The organism is Bradyrhizobium sp. DN3 (assembly GCF_041357655.1).
Taxonomy (GTDB): domain Bacteria; phylum Pseudomonadota; class Alphaproteobacteria; order Rhizobiales; family Xanthobacteraceae; genus Bradyrhizobium.
The window spans coordinates 1-17,041 of the sequence record NZ_JAULLN010000058.1; the positions used below are offsets into that span (position 1 = coordinate 1).

The window sequence follows — 17,041 nt, forward strand, 5'->3', positions numbered from 1 at the left end:
AGCGGTGCCCGAGTGGAGAGATCACCCCACCCCGCTCGCGCTGCGCGCGATCGACCTCCCCCTCCACGGGAGGGTAAGAAACAGCCCGGTGCTTCGCTCTAACTGTCAACCCCCAACCGATACGCCGTCCGCGCATTCACACCAAACGCCTTCTCCCTCACCTGCGGACCAAGCTTCATCAAGCACGCTTCCAACGCACCCTTGATCTCGCCGTAGCTGCCCGCAAGCAGACATACCGGCCAGTCCGAGCCGAAGATCAACCGATCCTCGCCAAAGCATGTCGCGACATGTTGAACGAACGGAAACAGACGCTCCGCATCCCAATCGCTCCAGACCGCTTCCGTCGCTAACCCTGAAATCTTGCACCAGACATTGCCGCAGGCGGCGAGCGCTTTGATGCGATCGGCCCATTCGTCGCTTCCACCATCGGCGATCGGCGGCTTGGCGGCGTGATCGAGCACGAAGCGTGCTTGCGGGAAGGCCTGGGCGGTCGCGACGGCCGACGGCAGCTCGCGGGTGCGGACGAGGAGATCGTAGGCGAGATCGCGGGCGAACACCGCGGTGAGGCCGCGCTGGACGTCCTCGCGGAGCAGCCAATCCGGATCGGACTCGTCGTGCACCTGGTGGCGGATGCCGACCAGCTTGTCGCCACCGGGGGAGGCTCGCAGGCGATGAAGCGTTTCGTCAAGCGCACCGTCCGTCAGATCAGCCCAACCGACGACACCGATGACAGAGGGCGTCGCATCCGCGATGCGCAAGAATTCCTCGGTCTCCTCCAGCGCGGAGCGGCATTGCACCAGGATGCTGGCGTCGATGCCGTTTGCTTTCAGCAATGGTGCGAGATCGCCGGGACCGAAGGCACGGCGGATCGGCGCTAGCTCGTCCGCCTCCATCCAGGGATAGTCGGCGCGCGCCGGATCCCAGAAATGCTGGTGACCGTCGATGATCATGGCTCACGCTCCGCCCGGCAGCGGCGCGCGTGCATCGACGAGGTTTCTCTCGCGCAGCTCCTGCCAGAAGGCCTGCGGCACCGCCGTCTCCGACATCGCGATGTTGTCGGCCACCTCGGCGGCATTGCGCGCGCCCATCACGGCGACCGTCACGGCCGGATGGGCCATGCAGAACTGGAGTGCTGCGGCCTTCAGCTCGGTGCCGTGCTTGCGGCAGAGCGCGTCGAGTTCGAGCGCGCGCGCGACGAGCGCCGAATCGGCGTCCTGATAATTGAACTTCGCGCTCGTGTGTGGATTGGCCAAGATGCCGCTGTTGTAGATGCCGCCGAGCAGGATGCCGATGTTCCTGGCCTGGCAGGCCGGAAACAGCGCATTCAGCGCGCCCTGATCGAGCAGCGTGTAGCGCCCGGCGAGCAGGAAGCAGTCGACCGGCACGGCGTCGGCAAAGCGGACTGGCATCTCCGACTGGTTCATGCCGGCGCCGATCGCCTTGACCGTGCCCTCGCTGCGCAGTCGCTGCAGCGCGCGGAAGGCACCGGCGACGGCATCGTCATAGTGATCGTCGGGATCATGCACGAGCAGGACGTCGACACGATCGAGCCCGAGCCTGGCGAGGCTTTCCTCCACCGAGCGCATCACGCCGTCATGGCTGAAATCGAACACCGGCCGCTCGCGCGGCGTGCCCTTGTAGTGCTCGTCCTCGGCGGCAGCGCCCTCAGGCGCGCGCAAAAGACGCCCAACCTTGGTCGAGATCGCATAGGATTCGCGCGGCTGCTGCTGCAGGAACGCGCCAAGCCGCCGCTCGGCCAGGCCAAAGCCGTAAAGCGGCGCGGTATCGAAGAAGCGCACGCCGAGCGACCAGGCGCGTTCAATCGTCGCTTGTGCATCGGCATCGCTGACGGGGGTGAACAATCCGCCGAGCGGAGCGGAACCGAGGCCGATTGAGGTGACGTCGAGAGAGCCGAGGCGCGACCGTTTCATTCCCGTTGCCTTCCAAGAGTCTTCCTTCCAACGGTCCAAATCATCTCCCCCGCTCGCGGAAACCGCAAGCGGGGGAGGCAGGCAGAAGCGCGGGGCTGGCGGCGCGCTCCTACTTCAACATCTGCGCAACGTTGTCCTTGGTCACGAGATCGAGGCCGGTGTAGACGATCTCCGGCACCTTCTCGCCCTTCTTGATGGCGAGCAGCGTGTCCATCGCCTTCTCGCCCATCTCGAACGGGCGCTGACCGACCAGCGCATTGGCATAGCCGTCGCGCAGCAGCTCGAGCTGCATCTTGAGCGTATCGGCGACCACCAGCGTGAACTTGCCAGAGTCGATGTCCTTCTTGTTCCTGGAGGCGAACGCCTTGAAGCCTTCGGGCGCGAACATCGGCCAGCCCCCGATGGGAACGATGGCGGCGAGGTCCGGCGTTGCGGTGCGCATGTCCGTCATCTGCTGCACCGCGAGCGCGGGATCGTCGTTGCAGAAGGTCGGCGAGCCCGCGACTTCGGTCCATTTCGAGCCCTTCAGCGCCTCGCGCACGCCGTCGACGCGCTCGGCGAGGTTCTTGGCGCCGGGACCGCCCGAGACCATCGCGTATTTGCCGCCGTCGGGCCGCATCTTCAGCAATTGCTTGCCGAGGGCCAAGCCGAACTCCTTGTTGTTGGTGCCGATATAGGCGATGCGCTTGGAGCCCGGCGCATCGGCATCGAAGGTGATGACGGGAATGCCGGCGGCGGTCGCCGCCTCGATCGACTTGGTCATGGCCGCGACGTCGGCGACCGAGATGGCGAGACCGTCAACCTTCTGCGTGACGAAGTCCTGGATGATCTGGGCCTGCGTCGCCGGCTCATGCTCGACCGGACCCTTGTAGATGCACTCGATATTGCCGAGCTCCTTGGCGCGCTTCAGGCAGCCGTCGCGCGCGAAGTCGAAGAACGGATTGTTCATCGCCTTCGGCACGATGACGAAGCGGTAATTCGCAGCGAACGCCGGCGTTGCCATCATTGCAACAGTGATGCCGGCAAGAAGAAGTTTCCTCATTGTCTCCTCCACCCTTCTCTTGCGCCTATCCTCTCAAAGAAGCGTCCGGGAAGCGGATAGGCGGCATGTTCGTTGCCCTCCCGAAACGACGTCACCTCAGCTCATCCGCGAGCGCACGCGATCGACCAGCACGGCCAGGATGATGATCACGCCCACCAGCGTCTGCTGCCAGTAGGAGCTGACCTGGGCCAGCACGAGGCCGTTGCGGATCACCTCGAGCAGCACGCAGCCGACGATGGCCCCCAACGGACCGCCGATGCCGCCGGCCAGATTGGCGCCGCCAATGACGGCCGCCGCGATCACGTTGAGCTCGTAGGATGTCGCCATGTTGGCGGGCGCCGATCCGAGCCAGCCGGAGATGATAATGCCCTGGAGGCCAGCTGCGAGCGCGCAGATCACGTAGACCTCGATCTTTACCCGCACCACCGGAATGCCGGTGAGCTCGGCCGCCTTCTCGTTGCCGCCGAGCGCGAAGACGTGGCGGCCGAATGAAGTGTGGTGCAGCACCACGGCCATCGCCAGCGCGAGGATCACGAGATAGATGAAAGGCACGGGCACGCCGAGCACGTCACCGGAGGTAGCTGCGTAGAAATAATCGGCGTCCGGTCCGCCCGGAAAACTGCCGCGGCCGTTGGAGACGACATAGCCGAGGCCGCGCACGATCGAGAGCATGCCGAGCGTGGTGACGAAGGGCGACAGGCCGAGCACCGCGATGCAGAAGCCGTTGACGAGGCCGGCGATCAGCGCGACGCCGAGGCCGGCGAGGATCGAGACCAGAAGGATCAGCCCCGGCACGTTGGCCAGCACGGTCTTGCCGTCGGCCGCCATGTGCACGAACAGCGAGCCTACCGGCGAGCCGGGCGCCGACAGCTCGGTCATCACCATCGAGGTGATCATGGCGGAGAAGCACATCATCGAGCCGACCGACAGGTCGATTCCGCCGGTGATGATCACGAAGGTGACGCCCAGCGTCGCAATGGCGATGAAGGAGAAGTTCTTCGCCACGTTCTGCATGTTGCCTTCGGTGAAGAAGTATGGGCTGGCGAAGTGCATGATCACCAGCAGCACCGCCAGCGCGAGCAGGACATAGCCGGTCTGAGAGGCGAAGATGCCGCGCTGCCACCATCTGATCCGGCCGATATTGGTGAAGCTGATCGGAGATTCCATGGGCATGGCCATCACGCCGCCTCCTTCGCGCCGGTGATGAGGGCGGTGACCTCCTCGGGGGAGGTCTGGTGGATCGGCTTGTCGGCCCGCTTCTCGCCGCGGCGCATGACGACCACGCGGTCACACACCGCGAACACGTCGGGCATGCGGTGCGAGATCAGCATCACGGCGACGCCCTGCTCCTTCAGCCGGTGGATCAGGCCGAGCACCTGCTCGACCTGACGCACCGAGATCGCGGCCGTCGGCTCGTCCATCATCACCAGCCGCGCATTGGAGAGCCGCGTCCGCGCGATCGCGACGGCCTGGCGCTGGCCTCCGGACATCTGCTTGACGAGGTCGTCGGGCCGCGTCTCCGAGCGCAGCTCGCCGAACAGCTCCAGCGCGCGCGCCGCCATCGCCTTGTGGTCGAGCAAGGCAATGGGTCCGAATTTGCGCTTCAGCTCGCGGCCGAGGAAGACGTTGGCGGCCGCGGTCAGATTGTCCGATAGTGCGAGGTCCTGGTAGACGACCTCGATGCCGACAGCGCGAGCGTCGACCGGCCGGTTGAAATGGACCGCGCTGCCGGCAAAGCGAATCTCGCCATGAGAGGGGCGGAAATTGCCGGCGATGATCTTGACCAGCGTCGACTTGCCGGCGCCGTTGTCACCCATCAGGCCGACGACTTCGCCCGGGAAGACCTGCATGTCGACGTCGTGCAGCGCGCGGATCGCGCCGAACTCCTTGCCGATGCCGGTCAGCTCCAGGACCGGGGTCGCGTCAGCATTTGCCATCAGCGGACTTCCTCAGACGTAGCGGTTGATCAGGGATTCCAGATATTCCTGCCGCCCCGAGCGCGGCTGCGGGTCGAAGCCGGGGCCGAGCGCACGGTCGGCGAGATCGGCGAGCGAACGCTGGCCGCCAAGAATGGCCCGGCCCTCGGGGCCGGCCCATCCCTCGTAACGCTTCGCAAGCGGCGCGGTGAGCGCGCCGGCGTCGAGCATGTCGGCGGCGGCGAGGAAGGCGCGCGCGCAGGCATCCATCGAGCCGACATGGGCATGGATCAGATCGTCAGGATCGATCGATTGACGCCTGATCTTGGCATCGAAATTGAGCCCGCCCGTGGTGAAGCCGCCGCGGTTCAGAATCTCGTGGAACACCAAGGCGAGCTCCGGCACGTTCATCGCGAATTGGTCGGTGTCCCAGCCGAGCAGATCGTCGCCGCGGTTGATGTCGAGCGAGCCGAACACGCCGAGCGCCTCGGCGAGAGCGACCTCGTGATGGAAGGAATGGCCGGCGAGGATGGCGTGGTTCTGCTCGATGTTGAGCTTGACGTCCTTGAGAAGATCGTAGCGTTCGAGGAAGCCGTAGCAGGTGGCGACGTCGAAATCGTATTGATGCTTGGTCGGCTCCTTCGGCTTCGGCTCGATCAGAATCGGTCCCTTGAAGCCTATTCTGTGCTTGTGTTCGACGACCAGCGAGACGAAGCGGCCGAGCTGGTCGAGCTCGCGCTTGAGATCGGTGTTGAGCAGCGTCTCGTAGCCCTCGCGCCCGCCCCACAATACGTAGTTCTGGCCGCCGAGCCGGTGCGTCACCTCCAGCGCGGCGCGGACCTGGCCGGCCGCATAGGTGAAGATCTCGGGGTCCGGATTGGTCGCGGCGCCCGCCATGTAGCGGCGATGCGTGAACAGGTTCGCAGTGCCCCAGAGCAGACGGACCTTCGCGGAAGCCATCTTGGCTTCGAACAGATCGGCGATCGCGTTGAGATTGGCGACGGATTCGGCGAGCGAAGCACCTTCCGGCGCCGCATCGACGTCGTGGAAGGTGAAGAACGGCACGTCGAGCAGGCGAAACAGCTCGAAGGCGGTATCGGCCTTGGCCCGCGCCAGCGCCATCGCATCATTGCCGTGGTGCCAGGGTCGCAGGAAAGTCTCACCGCCGAAGGGATCGCCGCCCGGCCAGCAGAACGAATGCCAATAGCAGACCGCAAAGCGCAAATGGTCCTCCAGCCGGCGGCCATGCACGAGGCGGTCCTTGTCGTACCAACGGAAGGCGGGCGTGCTTTCCGCATCTTTGCCGGCAAAGGCGACAGGCGTGCTGGCCTCGAAGAATTTGGCTGACGCGTTCACTTAAGATAACTCCTTCAATGCGGGATAAAGCGCGCGCCACCGCCGATAGGCCTCGTCATAGGCCGCGGTGACGGACGGGCGGGGTGTGAAGCTCGCGAGCCGCCGCGGGGGTTTGCAGACCTCCGCGGGGTCTTCGCCGGTCGCGGCGATGCGGCCGAGACGCGCAGCGCCGAGCGCGGCGCCGACCTCGCCTTCCTCGATGCGATGAACGGGAATGCCGAGCACGTCGGCGCAGATCTGCGCCCACAGCGGCGAGCGCGAGCCGCCGCCGACGAGATCGACCTCGGCAAGCGGCCCGCTCGCTGAGCCCAGCGCCGCCAGATTGTCGCGCGCGGCAAAGGCGACGCCTTCGAGCACGGCCTGCACGATCTGCGCCCGCGCGGTCGCGCCGCGCAAGCCCACAAAGGCGCCGCTGGCGGCGGCATCGTTGTGCGGCGTGCGCTCGCCATCCAGGTACGGCAGGAAGGACACGGGGCTCGGCCCGTCGACGCGCTCGCCGAGCGGCGCCAAGAGCGCTGCGGCCGGCGTCTCCATCACGCCAGACAGCCAGGCGAGCGAGGCCGCTGCCGACAGCATCACCCCCATCTGGTGCCAGAGGCCGGGCAGCGCGTGGCAGAAGGCATGCACGGCCGAAGCAGGCGCCGGCGCGAACCGGTCGGTCACGCGGAAGATCACGCCGGATGTGCCCAGCGACAGAAAGGCATTGCCCGGCGTGATCGCGCCAAGCCCGATCGCGCTCGCCGCATTGTCGCCGGCGCCGCCGGCGACCACGACATTCCCGGTCATGCCCCAGCGCTGCGCCCATTGCGGCGCCAGCACCGCGCTCACTTCGCTGCCCTCGATGAGGCGCGGCATGTGATGCAGATCGAGCCCGGTGGCATGCAGCAACAGGGCCGACCAGCGGCGCAAACCAACATCGAGCCACAGCGTGCCGGCCGCGTCCGACATATCCTCGACCATTTCGCCGGTGAGGCGATAGCGGACATAGGCCTTGGGCAGCAGCACCTTTGCCACGCGGTCGAAGATTTTCGGCTCGTGCCGCGCGACCCAGAGCAGCTTCGGCGCCGTGAAGCCGGGCATGGCGAGATTGCCGGCGATCGCGTGCAGCGACGGACAGCGCCGCTCCAGCGCGACGCATTCGGCCTGCGAGCGGCCGTCGTTCCAGAGAATGGCCGGGCGCAGCGGCCGTCCGTCCTCGCCAAGCAGCGTTGCGCCGTGCATCTGGCCTGACAGCCCGATGCCGGCTACCCGCGCGACTTCGCGCGGATGGCGGGCGGCGAGATCGTCGACCACGCCGATCGCCGCATCGGCCCAGGCGTCCGGGTCCTGCTCGGACCACAGCGGCGCGGGATGCGACAGCGTAAGCTCGTGCGCTGCCGTCGCGACAATCGCGCCGTCCTCGCTCACGAGCACCGCTTTCACACCGGACGTTCCGATGTCCACGCCGAGATACACGCCATCCTCCCTTGTACCTGACGCGGTGCGCGATCTTGACGTCGCGTTCACCGCCGAGGGCCATTTCGAAATCCACTGCCGCTAGGGCAGATTGTCCCGCATCACGATGTCGATCCTGATCTTCTCCTGTTCGCGCAAGATCGGCTCGCCGCGGGCGAGCGCGAGCAGAACGCGCACGGCAGCACGCGCTTCGTGGCCGGGGTTCTGCGAGATCGCCGCATCCATCACGCCCTGCAACAGCAGCCGCCGTGTCAACGCGGTGACGTCGTGTCCGACGAACACCACCTGCTTGTCGCGGCCGGCATCGGTCAAAGCCTTGGCCACGCCTTGCGTGCCGGCGCCGACGTTATAAAGGCCGACAATGTCGGCATGCCTCCCGAACAGCCGCGCCAGCAGTTGCTCCGAACGCTCATCCTCGTCGCGCCCTTCCAGCACCGGCAGCACGCTGAGATCGGGGAATTCCGTCGCCATCACCTGGTTGAAGCCGAAGATGCGCTCGGCGTGGTCGCGCAGGCCCTGCGAACCCGCGACGATCGCGACCTTGCCGGACCTCTGGCCGACCAGCCGCCCGACCAGCGCGCCGGCGGTGCGACCCGCAGCGATGTTGTCGATGCCGACATAATGGTGGCGGCCCGAGGACGGCACGTCCGAGACCAGCGTCACCACCTTGGTGCCGGCATCGACGAGATCATTGATGGCGGCGCGGACGCCGGGATGGTCCAGCGCCACCACGGCGATGCCGTCGTAATCGCCCGAGAGCGACTCCAGCGAGGCCGCGAGCGCGGAGGGGTCGAACACGTCGGTTGCGATCATCTCGACGCTGAGGCGGCGGGCCGACAGCCAGGCCGACATTTCGCCGAGATAGGCTTCGATCTGCTGCATGAACGGATTCGGGCCCGACGGCATCACGAAGGCGAAGCGCCGGACGCGGCTGCGGGCGAGCTCGGCGGCGGCGACGTGCGGCTGGAACGAATTGCGCTCGATCGCCGCCTTGACGCGCCGGACCGTGTCCGGCCGGACGCCCGGACGGTTGTGCAGGACGCGGTCGACCGTCGCCAAGCTGACGCCCGCCTCGCGGGCGATGTCCTTCAGCGTCAGCGCAGTCGGGGTGAGCGTCTCGGCCATGGCTGAAGGCTAGCAGAGGTGTTTTGAGGTGCGCAACTCATTTTGAGGGATGCGGGTCATTTTCCTCCCGGCCACAGCTCCCACGAACAGCGTGAACAGGTTGAGGCTGGATGCGCCTCGCGTCGGTCGCAGGCTCAGCTGGTGGTCAGGTCGAGCGTCAGGAACAGGCTGTTGGGGTCCTCGACATAGCCCTCGAACGGGCCGCAGGCGACGAAGCCGTGGGCCTGGTAGAGGGCGTGCGCGGGCTTGAAATAGTCCCAGGAGCCGGTCTCCAGGCTGAGCCGCGCCACGCCGCGCATGCGGGCTTCCGCGATGATGTGGCGCAGCATCTGGCCGCCGAAGCCGCGCCGGCGCGTGGTCTGCAGGGTGTGCATCGACTTCACCTCGCCGTGGCCGGCCGAAAGCATCTTCAGCGCGCCGGTGGCGACCAGCGTCTCGCCGTCCCAACCGGTCCAGAACGCGATATCAGGCGCGCGAAGCCCCGCGAGATCGAGCGCATGGGCGCTGCCAGGCGCAGTCTGCGCCCGCGCCGCCGTGACGTGATGATCGAGCAGCGCGATGACGCGCGGATCAAAGGTGTCGCCGGTGCGGATCTGCATCGTCAAGGCCTCACCTGAGGGGTCTCGGATCGCGTCAGTGCCATCACATCTTGCCGTAAGAGGCGCCGCGCCGCGTGATGATGACGTAGCGTGCATCCTGCCGGGTCTCGTTCTCGAACATCACCGCGCGCATCACGTCGAAATCCAGACAGTCGCTCTCGCGCAGCCGCACCGCCTTGGCATCGATATGCACGGCGATGGCGCCCTCCAGCATCAACAGTTGCTGGGTGAAGGCGTTGCGGCCCCAGGGACTGTAGGAAACACGGGCACCGGCCGGCAGGTCGACGACGATGATCTCGATGCCGCTTGCCGCATCCGGCGGCGAGGCATGACGTCGCCGGTAGCCGCTGTCGGGATCGCGCCAATGCGGCTGGTCGGCAAGCCTCACCAGCCGCTCCGGCGGCTTCTCGGCCAGCGCGACGACATCGCTCAGCGACACGTCCAGCGCCGCGCAGAGTTTTCCGAGCAGCGCGGCCGTCGCACTGCTCTGCGCCCGCTCCACCCGCCCGATCATGGCCCGGCTGACGCCGGACCGCGCCGCAAATTCGTTCAACGTCATGCCCCGCCTGCGTCCTCAGCGTCTTCAGGCGGCGACCGATCGCGCGATCGAGTTTCTGCTGGTCCATTTTTTCAGCCCTGGCCTTCATCCAAGCGTTGCCCGGCGCAAGGACTGCATGCCGCCTGGGCAAGAGCCTAAGCTGGGCGAGAGGCGAACGCCGGGAGCGACGGTCCAATATATTAGAATATTTGCGCAGCCTGGAGGCCCGATTAGGATGCCCCAACGATCATGGCCGGGAGGCGACGACATGGGCAAGCCGACGCAGCGGACGATCAAGGCCAACGGCATCAGCCTCAACATCGCCGAGCAGGGCGAGGGGCCAATGGTGCTGCTCTGCCACGGCTTTCCGGAAGGCTGGTACTCCTGGCGTCACCAGCTCGAGGCGCTGGCAGCGGCCGGCTACCACGCTGTCGCGCCCGACATGCGCGGCTACGGCAAGAGCGACCGGCCCGAAGCGATCGACCAGTATACGATCTTCCATATGATCGGCGATCTCGTCGGCGTGCTCGACGCGTTCGAGGCCAAAGACGCCGTTATCGTCGGGCATGACTGGGGCGCGACAATTGCCTGGCACACGGCGCGCCTGCGTCCCGATCGCTTCCGTGCCGCCGCCATCCTCAGCGTACCCTATCGCCCGCGCAGTCCCGTGCGGCCGACCAGCGTCATGCCGCAGACGGCGGATGCGCAGTTCTATCAGCTGTACTTTCAGGACCCGGGTGTCGCCGAAGCGGAGTTCGAACGGGATCCGCGCGCAACGCTCGGCGCCATGCTGTTTGGCGGTTCCGGCGAAGGGGCGGCGGCGATCCGCGCCAATGCCGAGCGCGCCGGCAGGACCGTCGGCGTCGGAATGGTCTCGCGCAAGGACGGCATGTTGCCGAAGGTGCAGGTGCCGCTGCCCTCATGGCTGAACGGCCCCGACCTCGACCATTATGGCGCCGAATTTGCCCGCAGCGGATTTCGCGGACCGCTCAACTACTACCGCAACATCGATCGCAACTGGGAGCTGATGGGTGCCTTCGAGGGCGTGAAGGTGGTCGTGCCCTCGCTCTTCATCGCTGGCGACCATGACATGGTCCTTGCCTTCCCCGGCGCCGCCGAGCATCTCGCCAACATGCGACAATGGGTGCCGCAGCTCCGCGAGATCAAGATGCTGCCGGGCTGCGGACATTGGACGCAGCAGGAGCGGCCGGCGGAGGTGAACGCGGCGCTCGTGGAATTCCTGCGAAGCCTGCCGAACTGAAGCTTGGAGCGGGCGAAGGGAATCGAACCCTCGTATGCAGCTTGGGAAGCTGCCGTTCTACCATTGAACTACGCCCGCGGATGCGCAAGCCGCGCATCCTGATTAGCCGAGACGGCGCCGCGCGCCAAGCGCTTTGGCGCGCCCGGCCTGACGCTTCTTAACATTTTGGCAAGATTCCAGATGCGCCGGATTGTGGCGGTGTTATGATCGCCGGTCTGGGGAGAAACGTGCACTGAGTGGGGCGTGTGCATGGTGGGGCGTGCTTACGCGATATTCGACACGGCCATAGGGCGCTGTGGCATCATCTGGAGCAGCACCGGCGTGGTCGCCGTGCAATTGCCCGAGGCGCGGGAGATCGACACCCGCCGCCGGATTTTCCAGATCCATCCCGAGGCGCGCGAGCAGCGGCCGTCCGAGAACGCCGAGCTTGCGATCGAGGGCATCGTAGCTCTGCTGCAAGGCAGCGACCCCGATTTTTCCGACGTCAGCCTCGACGCCGGCGGCGTGCCCGGCTTCAACCGGCGCGTCTACGAGTTCGCCTGCACCATTCCGCGCGGGAAGACTCGCACCTATCACGAGGTCGCCAAGGCGCTGGGCGCCTCCGGTGCCGCGCATTCGGTGGCGCAGGCGATCGCGAAAAATCCCTACATGCTGATCGTGCCTTGCCATCGGGTGCTGGAGGCCGGCAACTATACCGACCGGCTCTCGCCTTACGGCGGCGTGATCTCCAAGCGGCGGCTTCTTACGCTCGAGGGCGCTCATCCCGTCGCCAGCAAGACGCTGTTCGAAGTGCTGCTGCCCGTTGCCCCGCCAAGACCGCCCACTTAACGTGCGATCTGGATGGCACCTCAGCTTTGTTTTTTGGGCATGATCTCGTCGGAAATCCGCTAACACTTTTCCGGATCATGCCTAGATAAGGCGGCATGGACGCGACCACGCTGCTGACGACACGCTCGATGACCGTCTCCGAGTTTCGCTGCGATGCGGGACCGGACGACACGCCGTTTGCCGAATGCCGCACCGGCCATTCCATCGCCTATGTCCGTTCGGGCAGCTTTGGCTGCCATTGCCGCGCCGGCTTCTTCGAGCTGGTGGCGGGCTCGATGCTGGTCGGCGCCCCCGGCGAGGAATACACCTGCACGCATGAGCACGTGTCCGGCGACGTCTGCCTGGCCTTTTTCCTCAGTGAGGATCTGGTCGACGCCCTCGGCGGACGTCGCGAGGTCTGGCAGATCGGCGCGACGCCCCCGCTGCCCGAGCTGATGGTGTTCGGTGAGCTCGCCCAGACGGCGGCAGATGGCAACAGCGACATTGGCCTCGACGAAATCGGTCACATCCTGGCCGGTCGTTTTGTCGACGTCGCCTCGGGCAAGACGCGCAAGCAGACACCGCCGACCGCGCGCGACCGCCGGCGCGCGGTGGAAGCTGCGCTGTGGATCGACGACAATTCGCCATCCGAAGTCGGCCTGGAACAGGCCGCGCGGCAAGTGGGCCTTAGCCCATTCCATTTCCTCCGACTGTTCTCGAGCGTGCTCGGTGTCACCCCGCATCAATATCTGGTGCGCTCGCGCTTGCGGCACGCCGCGCGGCTGCTCACTGATGACGACATCGCGGTCACCGACGTCGCCTATGACGTCGGCTTTGGCGACCTCTCCAACTTCGTCCGCACCTTCCACCGCGCCGCCGGCGTGTCGCCGACCAAGTTCCGTCAGGCCTCGAAGGGGGAGCGCAAGATTTTTGGGGAACGCCTCGTCCTCAACTGAGACAGGCCCGGCATCGCAGGTAACCCTCTGTTGACCAGACAGGCGCGACGCGCTGGCGCTTGCGGCACATCGCGCTGTACTACAACCGAAGGGCGAATCAACGCCCCTTCAATGCGACGAGCCGGCAGATGGACAGTGCCTCAGGTAACGTGATTGCGGCCGCGCTGATCGCGCTTGCCGTGGGGCTCGCCTTCATCGCGGGCTGCGCCCTCTATTACGATTACGGCCGCCAGATCAACTCGCGCAAGATTCCGATGCAGTGGGGCCCCGATGGAGAACCAACCTGGTTTGCACCACGCCTCATCGGGCTCTGGTCCAGCTTTGGAGTCACGGCGATCCTGTCCGCGTTCCTGCTCGTCCTCGCCCTCCATAAACCGCACAAGGTCACGGCGTTGATCGTCGCAACGGTCAGTGTGATCGGAGCCAACATGTGGGTCCAGCTGTATCACCTGAAGCGGGTGATCCGGTGGCAGGCGGAGACGCCGGCGATCTAGCCGGGCGCCGAGCGCAAGATTTTCCAAGAGCGTCCCACCTCTCCTCGACTAGCTTCGGCTCCGGCGCGCGCCAGTTGCGGCGCGCTTTGCAAATGGAGACGAATATGTACGACCACATCGGATTGCGCGTTGCCGACCTCGACGCTGCCACGCGCTTCTACACCGCGGTGCTGGCGCCGCTCGGCCATGTCCTGTGCTCAAGCGGCGACGGCTATGCCGGCTTCGGGCCGAAGGGCGAGCCGGCGCTGTGGCTGCACCTGAACAAGGGACGCAAGGCCGACGGCGCCCACATCGCGTTCCGTGCCAAGGACCATGACGCGGTGAAGGCGTTCCACAGCGAAGGCCTGAAGAACGGCGGTCGCGACAATGGCGGCGCCGGCCCGCGCAAGGATTACAGCCCAACCTATTATGCGGCGTTCTTGATCGACCCTGATGGCAACAATGTCGAGGCGGTTTGCGTGTGAGCTTTAGCCGCTTACCGCTTACGAGAGTTCGTAGGGTGGGCAAAGCGAAAGCGTGCCCACCAACTGCTCGCGACAATGCCAACAAACGGTGGGCACGGCGCTATGCGCCTTTGCCCACCCTACCAATACTGTCTCCGCGGAAAGACTCTGGATTGCTTCGCTGCGCTCGCAATGACGGCGCTTGTGGCGATCACCTATTGAATCAAGGACACCTCCATGGCCTCCATCCACAATGACATTCCCCTTCCCGCCTCCGCACACGATGTCTGGGACGCGGTGCGCGATTTCGGCGCGCTGCATCAGCGGCTGGTGCCGGGCTTCGTCACCGCCTACACGCTCGACGGCGATGCACGCATCGTCACCTTCGCCAATGGCTCGGTGGCACGCGAGGTGCTGGTCGATTGCGACGACGCGCGGCAGCGCCTGGTCTACGCCATCAACAACGAGCGGCTCAAGCACTACAGCGCCTCGGTGCAGGTGATTGCCGATGGTGATGCAAGATGCCGACTGGTGTGGATCATCGACATGCTGCCGAACGAGCTTGCGCCTTACGTTCAGGGGCAGACCAGCGAAGCCGTGACCGCCTTGCACAGAGCGTTTCCTCTCGCGGTGGCCTGATCATCCTCTGTGGGTTTTGTCACAGAGCTCCGCCCTCGCCAGCCGTATCCATGGCGACGTGCGCCCGGTTGGCTCCGCTCTCCCGGCGGAGCCACGCACGCGAGGAGCATGCCATGAGAGGTGCGGACAAGGTGATCTGCCAGGCGGCCGCCGTGCTGCTGTTGTTTTGCGTCGCGAGTTCGCCGGCGAAGGCGCAGTTCGCAGGTTTTGGCGGCGGAGGTGCCGGCGGCGAGGACATGATGACCCGGATGGCTCCGATGCTGGAAATGATGAAGGCAAAGATGGGCAAGCGCCGCTTCGCCATGCTGATGCAGACCATGGGGCCGATGATGAGCCGCATGATGGAGAATGGCGGCGGCGGGCTTGGCGGGATGATGGGCGGCAGCGGCCTGTCCGGCGGCAATTTCGGCGGCGGCTTCGGTGCGCCGAACTACGGCGGTTACACCCCGATGGGTGGAGGCGGCTATATGCCGACCGGGCTCGGCGGCATGGGCGGCGGCGACATCATGGGCATGCTCGGTGGCGCCGGTGGCGGCGACATGATGGCGATGATCCCGCAATTGATGCGGCTCGCCAACACCGGCGGCGGTGGCGGCCATCGCCGCCATAGGCATCGCTAAAGCATGATCCGGAAAAGTGCGCAGCGGTTTTCCGAAAAGATCATGCTCAAACAACAACCTAAAGCGCGTTCATCCTAATCTCATCGCGCTTTAGTCGGCAGCACCTGACAGAGCTGGCCTGATCACAGGTTTCGTCTGGCGCGGTCCCCAGCGGGTCAGCACCACGCTGGAGCACGACAGCAGGCCGAGCACGACCATCGAGCTTGCGGCAAGCCAGAAGAAGCTCTGCGCGGTGGCATCGTGGGTCGACAGCCACCAGCCGAGAGCTGCGATGTAGATCAATCGCGCGGTCTGCGCCAGCACCGGCCCGATCACCTTGGCGGCGCCTTGCGAGGAGAAATACATCGTCGTTGCAAGGCCGAAGAAGGCGTAGAACGGTCCGACCGTCGACAGATATTGATGGCTCGCTGCGCGCACGGCGACGCTGTCGGTGAAGATGTTGACCCAGAGATCAGGGAACATCGCAACGAGGCATGCCGGCGCGCCGACCGCCACGAAAGCGGCAGCACTGGCGATCCAGGTGATGCGCCGGGCGCGCGCGATGCGACCTGCGCCGATCGCCATCCCGACCATTGGCACACAGGCGATGCCGAACGAGAACGCGATCGAGGTCAGCAAAAATTCCAGCCGCGCCCCGATACCGTAGCCGGCGAGGATCGCGGTGCCGAACTTCGCCAGCATGTGGGTGAAGATCGAGATCGTCAGCACCGATTGCAGCGGCGAGAAGCAGGCGATGGCGCCGACCTTCAGGATGTCGAAAAATATCGCCCATTGGATGCGCAAGCCGCGCAGCCTCGGCGCGATGCGGGCGCGGCCCGAGAACAGGTACCAGCCCATGATGCAGATATTCATGGAGTAAGCGATCAGCGCGCCGGCCGCGACGCCGCGCATGCCGAGCTGCGGCACCGGTCCGAGCCCGAGGCCCAGCGTACCGCCGAGCACGACCTGCCAGGCCGCCGAGTTGAGGATCAACAGCGACGGCAGCTTCATGTTGCCGGTGCCGCGCAGGACGCCGGCCATGGTGTTGAGCAGCCAGGGCAGCACCGCGCCGCCAAAAAACACCTGCGTGTAGGCGATTGCGTGGGTCAGCACGTTGCCGCGGCCGCCGAGCAATTCCAGCAGGCGCGGCCCGAAGATCAGCATGCCCAGCATGAAGACGAGACCGAAGCTGATGCCGATCAGCATCGCGTGCACGGCGAGCGTTCCGGCGCGCTCGCGATCCCCGGCGCCGAGCGCACGCGCGATGGCGGAGGCCACCGCGCCGCCCATGGCGCCGCCCGACATCGTCATGGTCAGGATCACAGTCGGAAACACCAGCGCCATCGCGGCCAGCGCCTCGACACCGAGCCGGCCGACATAAGAGGTCTCGGCGATCACCACGCACATGCCGGCCGATAACCCGATCACGTTCGGCCAGGCGAGCCCGAGCAGCGTGCGCAGGATCGGGCCGTCGGTCAGCGCGCTCCTGACCGGCCGCGGAGGCGGCGGCAGCGGGCGCTCCCGTGCATCGACCGGGATTTCGGCGATGTCGGACATGTCCTCTCCCGGGCACAAGCGCCAATTGCGGCGCGGCAATATCTAGGTGTGCGAAACGATTTCTTCGCGCGGAAAGCGCAACAGGCGCTTGTTAGCACGCTGCGCAGCGATTCCTCCTGCGTCAGGTGCAGGCGTGCCCTGCGGCAGCGCATTTCAACCCGCGAATTGCGGCTTTCCTTCTCCCTCTCCCCGTTCTTACGGGGAGAGGGCTGGGGTGAGGGGCTGCTCCGGCAAAGGCAGTGACAGTTGGACTCGTCGAGACCCCGCACCCGGAATTTGCTTTCGCAAATTCCGGCCTCTCCCCGCAGGCGGGGAGAGGCGAA

At 65.9% G+C, this 17,041-nt stretch carries 18 protein-coding genes and 1 tRNA gene; 7 read left to right on the forward strand and 12 right to left on the reverse strand.

Translation table 11 applies throughout. The annotated features are described in order from the left end of the window. Positions 1 to 98: 98 nt before the first annotated feature. The 10 genes from AAE027_RS38715 to AAE027_RS38760 form a co-directional block, all read right to left on the reverse strand. The gene (locus AAE027_RS38715; protein ID WP_370991069.1) at positions 99 to 950 is read right to left on the reverse strand and encodes an amidohydrolase family protein; all 852 of its coding nucleotides are present in this window, start codon (positions 948 to 950) and stop codon (positions 99 to 101) included. Between the two features lie 3 nt (positions 951 to 953). Further along, positions 954 to 1,931, reverse strand: a complete 978-nt coding sequence (locus tag AAE027_RS38720; protein ID WP_370991068.1) for an aldo/keto reductase — start codon at positions 1,929 to 1,931, stop codon at positions 954 to 956. A 109-nt stretch (positions 1,932 to 2,040) separates the two neighbouring features. Further along, the gene (locus AAE027_RS38725; RefSeq protein WP_370991067.1) at positions 2,041 to 2,973 is read right to left on the reverse strand and encodes a sugar-binding protein; all 933 of its coding nucleotides are present in this window, start codon (positions 2,971 to 2,973) and stop codon (positions 2,041 to 2,043) included. Positions 2,974 to 3,069: 96 nt separating this feature from the next. Further along, the gene (locus tag AAE027_RS38730) at positions 3,070 to 4,152 is read right to left on the reverse strand and encodes an ABC transporter permease (protein WP_370991066.1); all 1,083 of its coding nucleotides are present in this window, start codon (positions 4,150 to 4,152) and stop codon (positions 3,070 to 3,072) included. Then, positions 4,152 to 4,910: an ATP-binding cassette domain-containing protein gene (locus tag AAE027_RS38735; protein ID WP_370991065.1), complete on the reverse strand. Its 759-nt coding sequence runs from the start codon at positions 4,908 to 4,910 to the stop codon at positions 4,152 to 4,154. Before AAE027_RS38735 ends, AAE027_RS38730 begins: the two co-directional genes overlap by 1 nt. Before the next feature lie 12 nt (positions 4,911 to 4,922). Next, a complete protein-coding gene (xylA, locus tag AAE027_RS38740) occupies positions 4,923 to 6,245 on the reverse strand; it encodes a xylose isomerase (RefSeq protein ID WP_370991064.1) in 1,323 nt (440 codons plus the stop codon). Continuing rightward, positions 6,246 to 7,700, reverse strand: coding sequence for a xylulokinase (xylB, locus tag AAE027_RS38745; RefSeq protein ID WP_370991063.1), 1,455 nt, complete (start codon positions 7,698 to 7,700; stop codon positions 6,246 to 6,248). 81 nt (positions 7,701 to 7,781) lie between these two features. After that, positions 7,782 to 8,825, reverse strand: a complete 1,044-nt coding sequence (locus AAE027_RS38750; RefSeq protein WP_091885050.1) for a LacI family DNA-binding transcriptional regulator — start codon at positions 8,823 to 8,825, stop codon at positions 7,782 to 7,784. A 134-nt stretch (positions 8,826 to 8,959) separates the two neighbouring features. After that, positions 8,960 to 9,424, reverse strand: coding sequence for a GNAT family N-acetyltransferase (locus AAE027_RS38755; RefSeq protein ID WP_370991070.1), 465 nt, complete (start codon positions 9,422 to 9,424; stop codon positions 8,960 to 8,962). Between the two features lie 43 nt (positions 9,425 to 9,467). Continuing rightward, a complete protein-coding gene (locus AAE027_RS38760) occupies positions 9,468 to 9,983 on the reverse strand; it encodes a helix-turn-helix domain-containing protein (protein WP_370991062.1) in 516 nt (171 codons plus the stop codon). A gap of 247 nt (positions 9,984 to 10,230) precedes the next feature. Between AAE027_RS38760 and AAE027_RS38765 the strand changes: the two genes are divergently transcribed. Next, positions 10,231 to 11,223, forward strand: a complete 993-nt coding sequence (locus AAE027_RS38765; protein ID WP_370991061.1) for an alpha/beta fold hydrolase — start codon at positions 10,231 to 10,233, stop codon at positions 11,221 to 11,223. A gap of 4 nt (positions 11,224 to 11,227) precedes the next feature. Here the strand turns inward: AAE027_RS38765 and AAE027_RS38770 are convergent. Next, positions 11,228 to 11,301, reverse strand: a tRNA-Gly gene (locus tag AAE027_RS38770). A 171-nt stretch (positions 11,302 to 11,472) separates the two neighbouring features. Here AAE027_RS38770 and AAE027_RS38775 point away from each other — a divergent pair. The 6 genes from AAE027_RS38775 (at position 11,473) to AAE027_RS38800 (ending at position 15,182) form a co-directional block, all read left to right on the forward strand. Next, positions 11,473 to 12,051, forward strand: coding sequence for a methylated-DNA--[protein]-cysteine S-methyltransferase (locus AAE027_RS38775; RefSeq protein WP_370991060.1), 579 nt, complete (start codon positions 11,473 to 11,475; stop codon positions 12,049 to 12,051). Positions 12,052 to 12,146: 95 nt separating this feature from the next. Then, positions 12,147 to 12,986 (forward strand): helix-turn-helix transcriptional regulator, encoded by an 840-nt coding sequence (locus AAE027_RS38780; RefSeq protein WP_370991059.1) that lies wholly within the window; start codon positions 12,147 to 12,149, stop codon positions 12,984 to 12,986. Positions 12,987 to 13,045: 59 nt separating this feature from the next. Further along, complete coding sequence (locus AAE027_RS38785) at positions 13,046 to 13,480, forward strand: hypothetical protein (protein ID WP_370991058.1); 435 nt, start codon at positions 13,046 to 13,048, stop codon at positions 13,478 to 13,480. Between the two features lie 104 nt (positions 13,481 to 13,584). Next, positions 13,585 to 13,944 carry a VOC family protein gene (locus tag AAE027_RS38790; RefSeq protein WP_164935100.1) on the forward strand — a complete coding sequence of 120 codons (360 nt, stop codon included), beginning with the start codon at positions 13,585 to 13,587 and terminating at the stop codon, positions 13,942 to 13,944. Between the two features lie 216 nt (positions 13,945 to 14,160). Beyond that, entirely contained in the window at positions 14,161 to 14,562 is a 402-nt protein-coding gene (locus AAE027_RS38795) for an SRPBCC family protein (RefSeq protein ID WP_370991057.1), read from the forward strand. Between the two features lie 113 nt (positions 14,563 to 14,675). Then, a complete protein-coding gene (locus AAE027_RS38800) occupies positions 14,676 to 15,182 on the forward strand; it encodes a hypothetical protein (RefSeq protein WP_370991056.1) in 507 nt (168 codons plus the stop codon). 90 nt (positions 15,183 to 15,272) lie between these two features. On the opposite strand, the gene AAE027_RS38805 is transcribed toward AAE027_RS38800, so the two are convergent. Then, positions 15,273 to 16,718: an MATE family efflux transporter gene (locus tag AAE027_RS38805; RefSeq protein WP_370991055.1), complete on the reverse strand. Its 1,446-nt coding sequence runs from the start codon at positions 16,716 to 16,718 to the stop codon at positions 15,273 to 15,275. Positions 16,719 to 17,041: the final 323 nt, after the last annotated feature.

Coding starts and splice junctions, on each gene's coding strand:
- AAE027_RS38715 (WP_370991069.1), bottom strand. CDS start 950: ATGATCATCGACGGTCACCAGCATTTCTGGGATCCGGCGCGCGCCGAC.
- AAE027_RS38720 (WP_370991068.1), bottom strand. CDS start 1,931: ATGAAACGGTCGCGCCTCGGCTCTCTCGACGTCACCTCAATCGGCCTC.
- AAE027_RS38725 (WP_370991067.1), bottom strand. CDS start 2,973: ATGAGGAAACTTCTTCTTGCCGGCATCACTGTTGCAATGATGGCAACG.
- AAE027_RS38730 (WP_370991066.1), bottom strand. CDS start 4,152: ATGGCCATGCCCATGGAATCTCCGATCAGCTTCACCAATATCGGCCGG.
- AAE027_RS38735 (WP_370991065.1), bottom strand. CDS start 4,910: ATGGCAAATGCTGACGCGACCCCGGTCCTGGAGCTGACCGGCATCGGC.
- AAE027_RS38750 (WP_091885050.1), bottom strand. CDS start 8,825: ATGGCCGAGACGCTCACCCCGACTGCGCTGACGCTGAAGGACATCGCC.
- AAE027_RS38755 (WP_370991070.1), bottom strand. CDS start 9,424: ATGCAGATCCGCACCGGCGACACCTTTGATCCGCGCGTCATCGCGCTG.
- AAE027_RS38760 (WP_370991062.1), bottom strand. CDS start 9,983: ATGACGTTGAACGAATTTGCGGCGCGGTCCGGCGTCAGCCGGGCCATG.
- AAE027_RS38765 (WP_370991061.1), top strand. CDS start 10,231: ATGGGCAAGCCGACGCAGCGGACGATCAAGGCCAACGGCATCAGCCTC.
- AAE027_RS38775 (WP_370991060.1), top strand. CDS start 11,473: ATGGTGGGGCGTGCTTACGCGATATTCGACACGGCCATAGGGCGCTGT.
- AAE027_RS38780 (WP_370991059.1), top strand. CDS start 12,147: ATGGACGCGACCACGCTGCTGACGACACGCTCGATGACCGTCTCCGAG.
- AAE027_RS38790 (WP_164935100.1), top strand. CDS start 13,585: ATGTACGACCACATCGGATTGCGCGTTGCCGACCTCGACGCTGCCACG.
- AAE027_RS38795 (WP_370991057.1), top strand. CDS start 14,161: ATGGCCTCCATCCACAATGACATTCCCCTTCCCGCCTCCGCACACGAT.
- AAE027_RS38800 (WP_370991056.1), top strand. CDS start 14,676: ATGAGAGGTGCGGACAAGGTGATCTGCCAGGCGGCCGCCGTGCTGCTG.
- AAE027_RS38805 (WP_370991055.1), bottom strand. CDS start 16,718: ATGTCCGACATCGCCGAAATCCCGGTCGATGCACGGGAGCGCCCGCTG.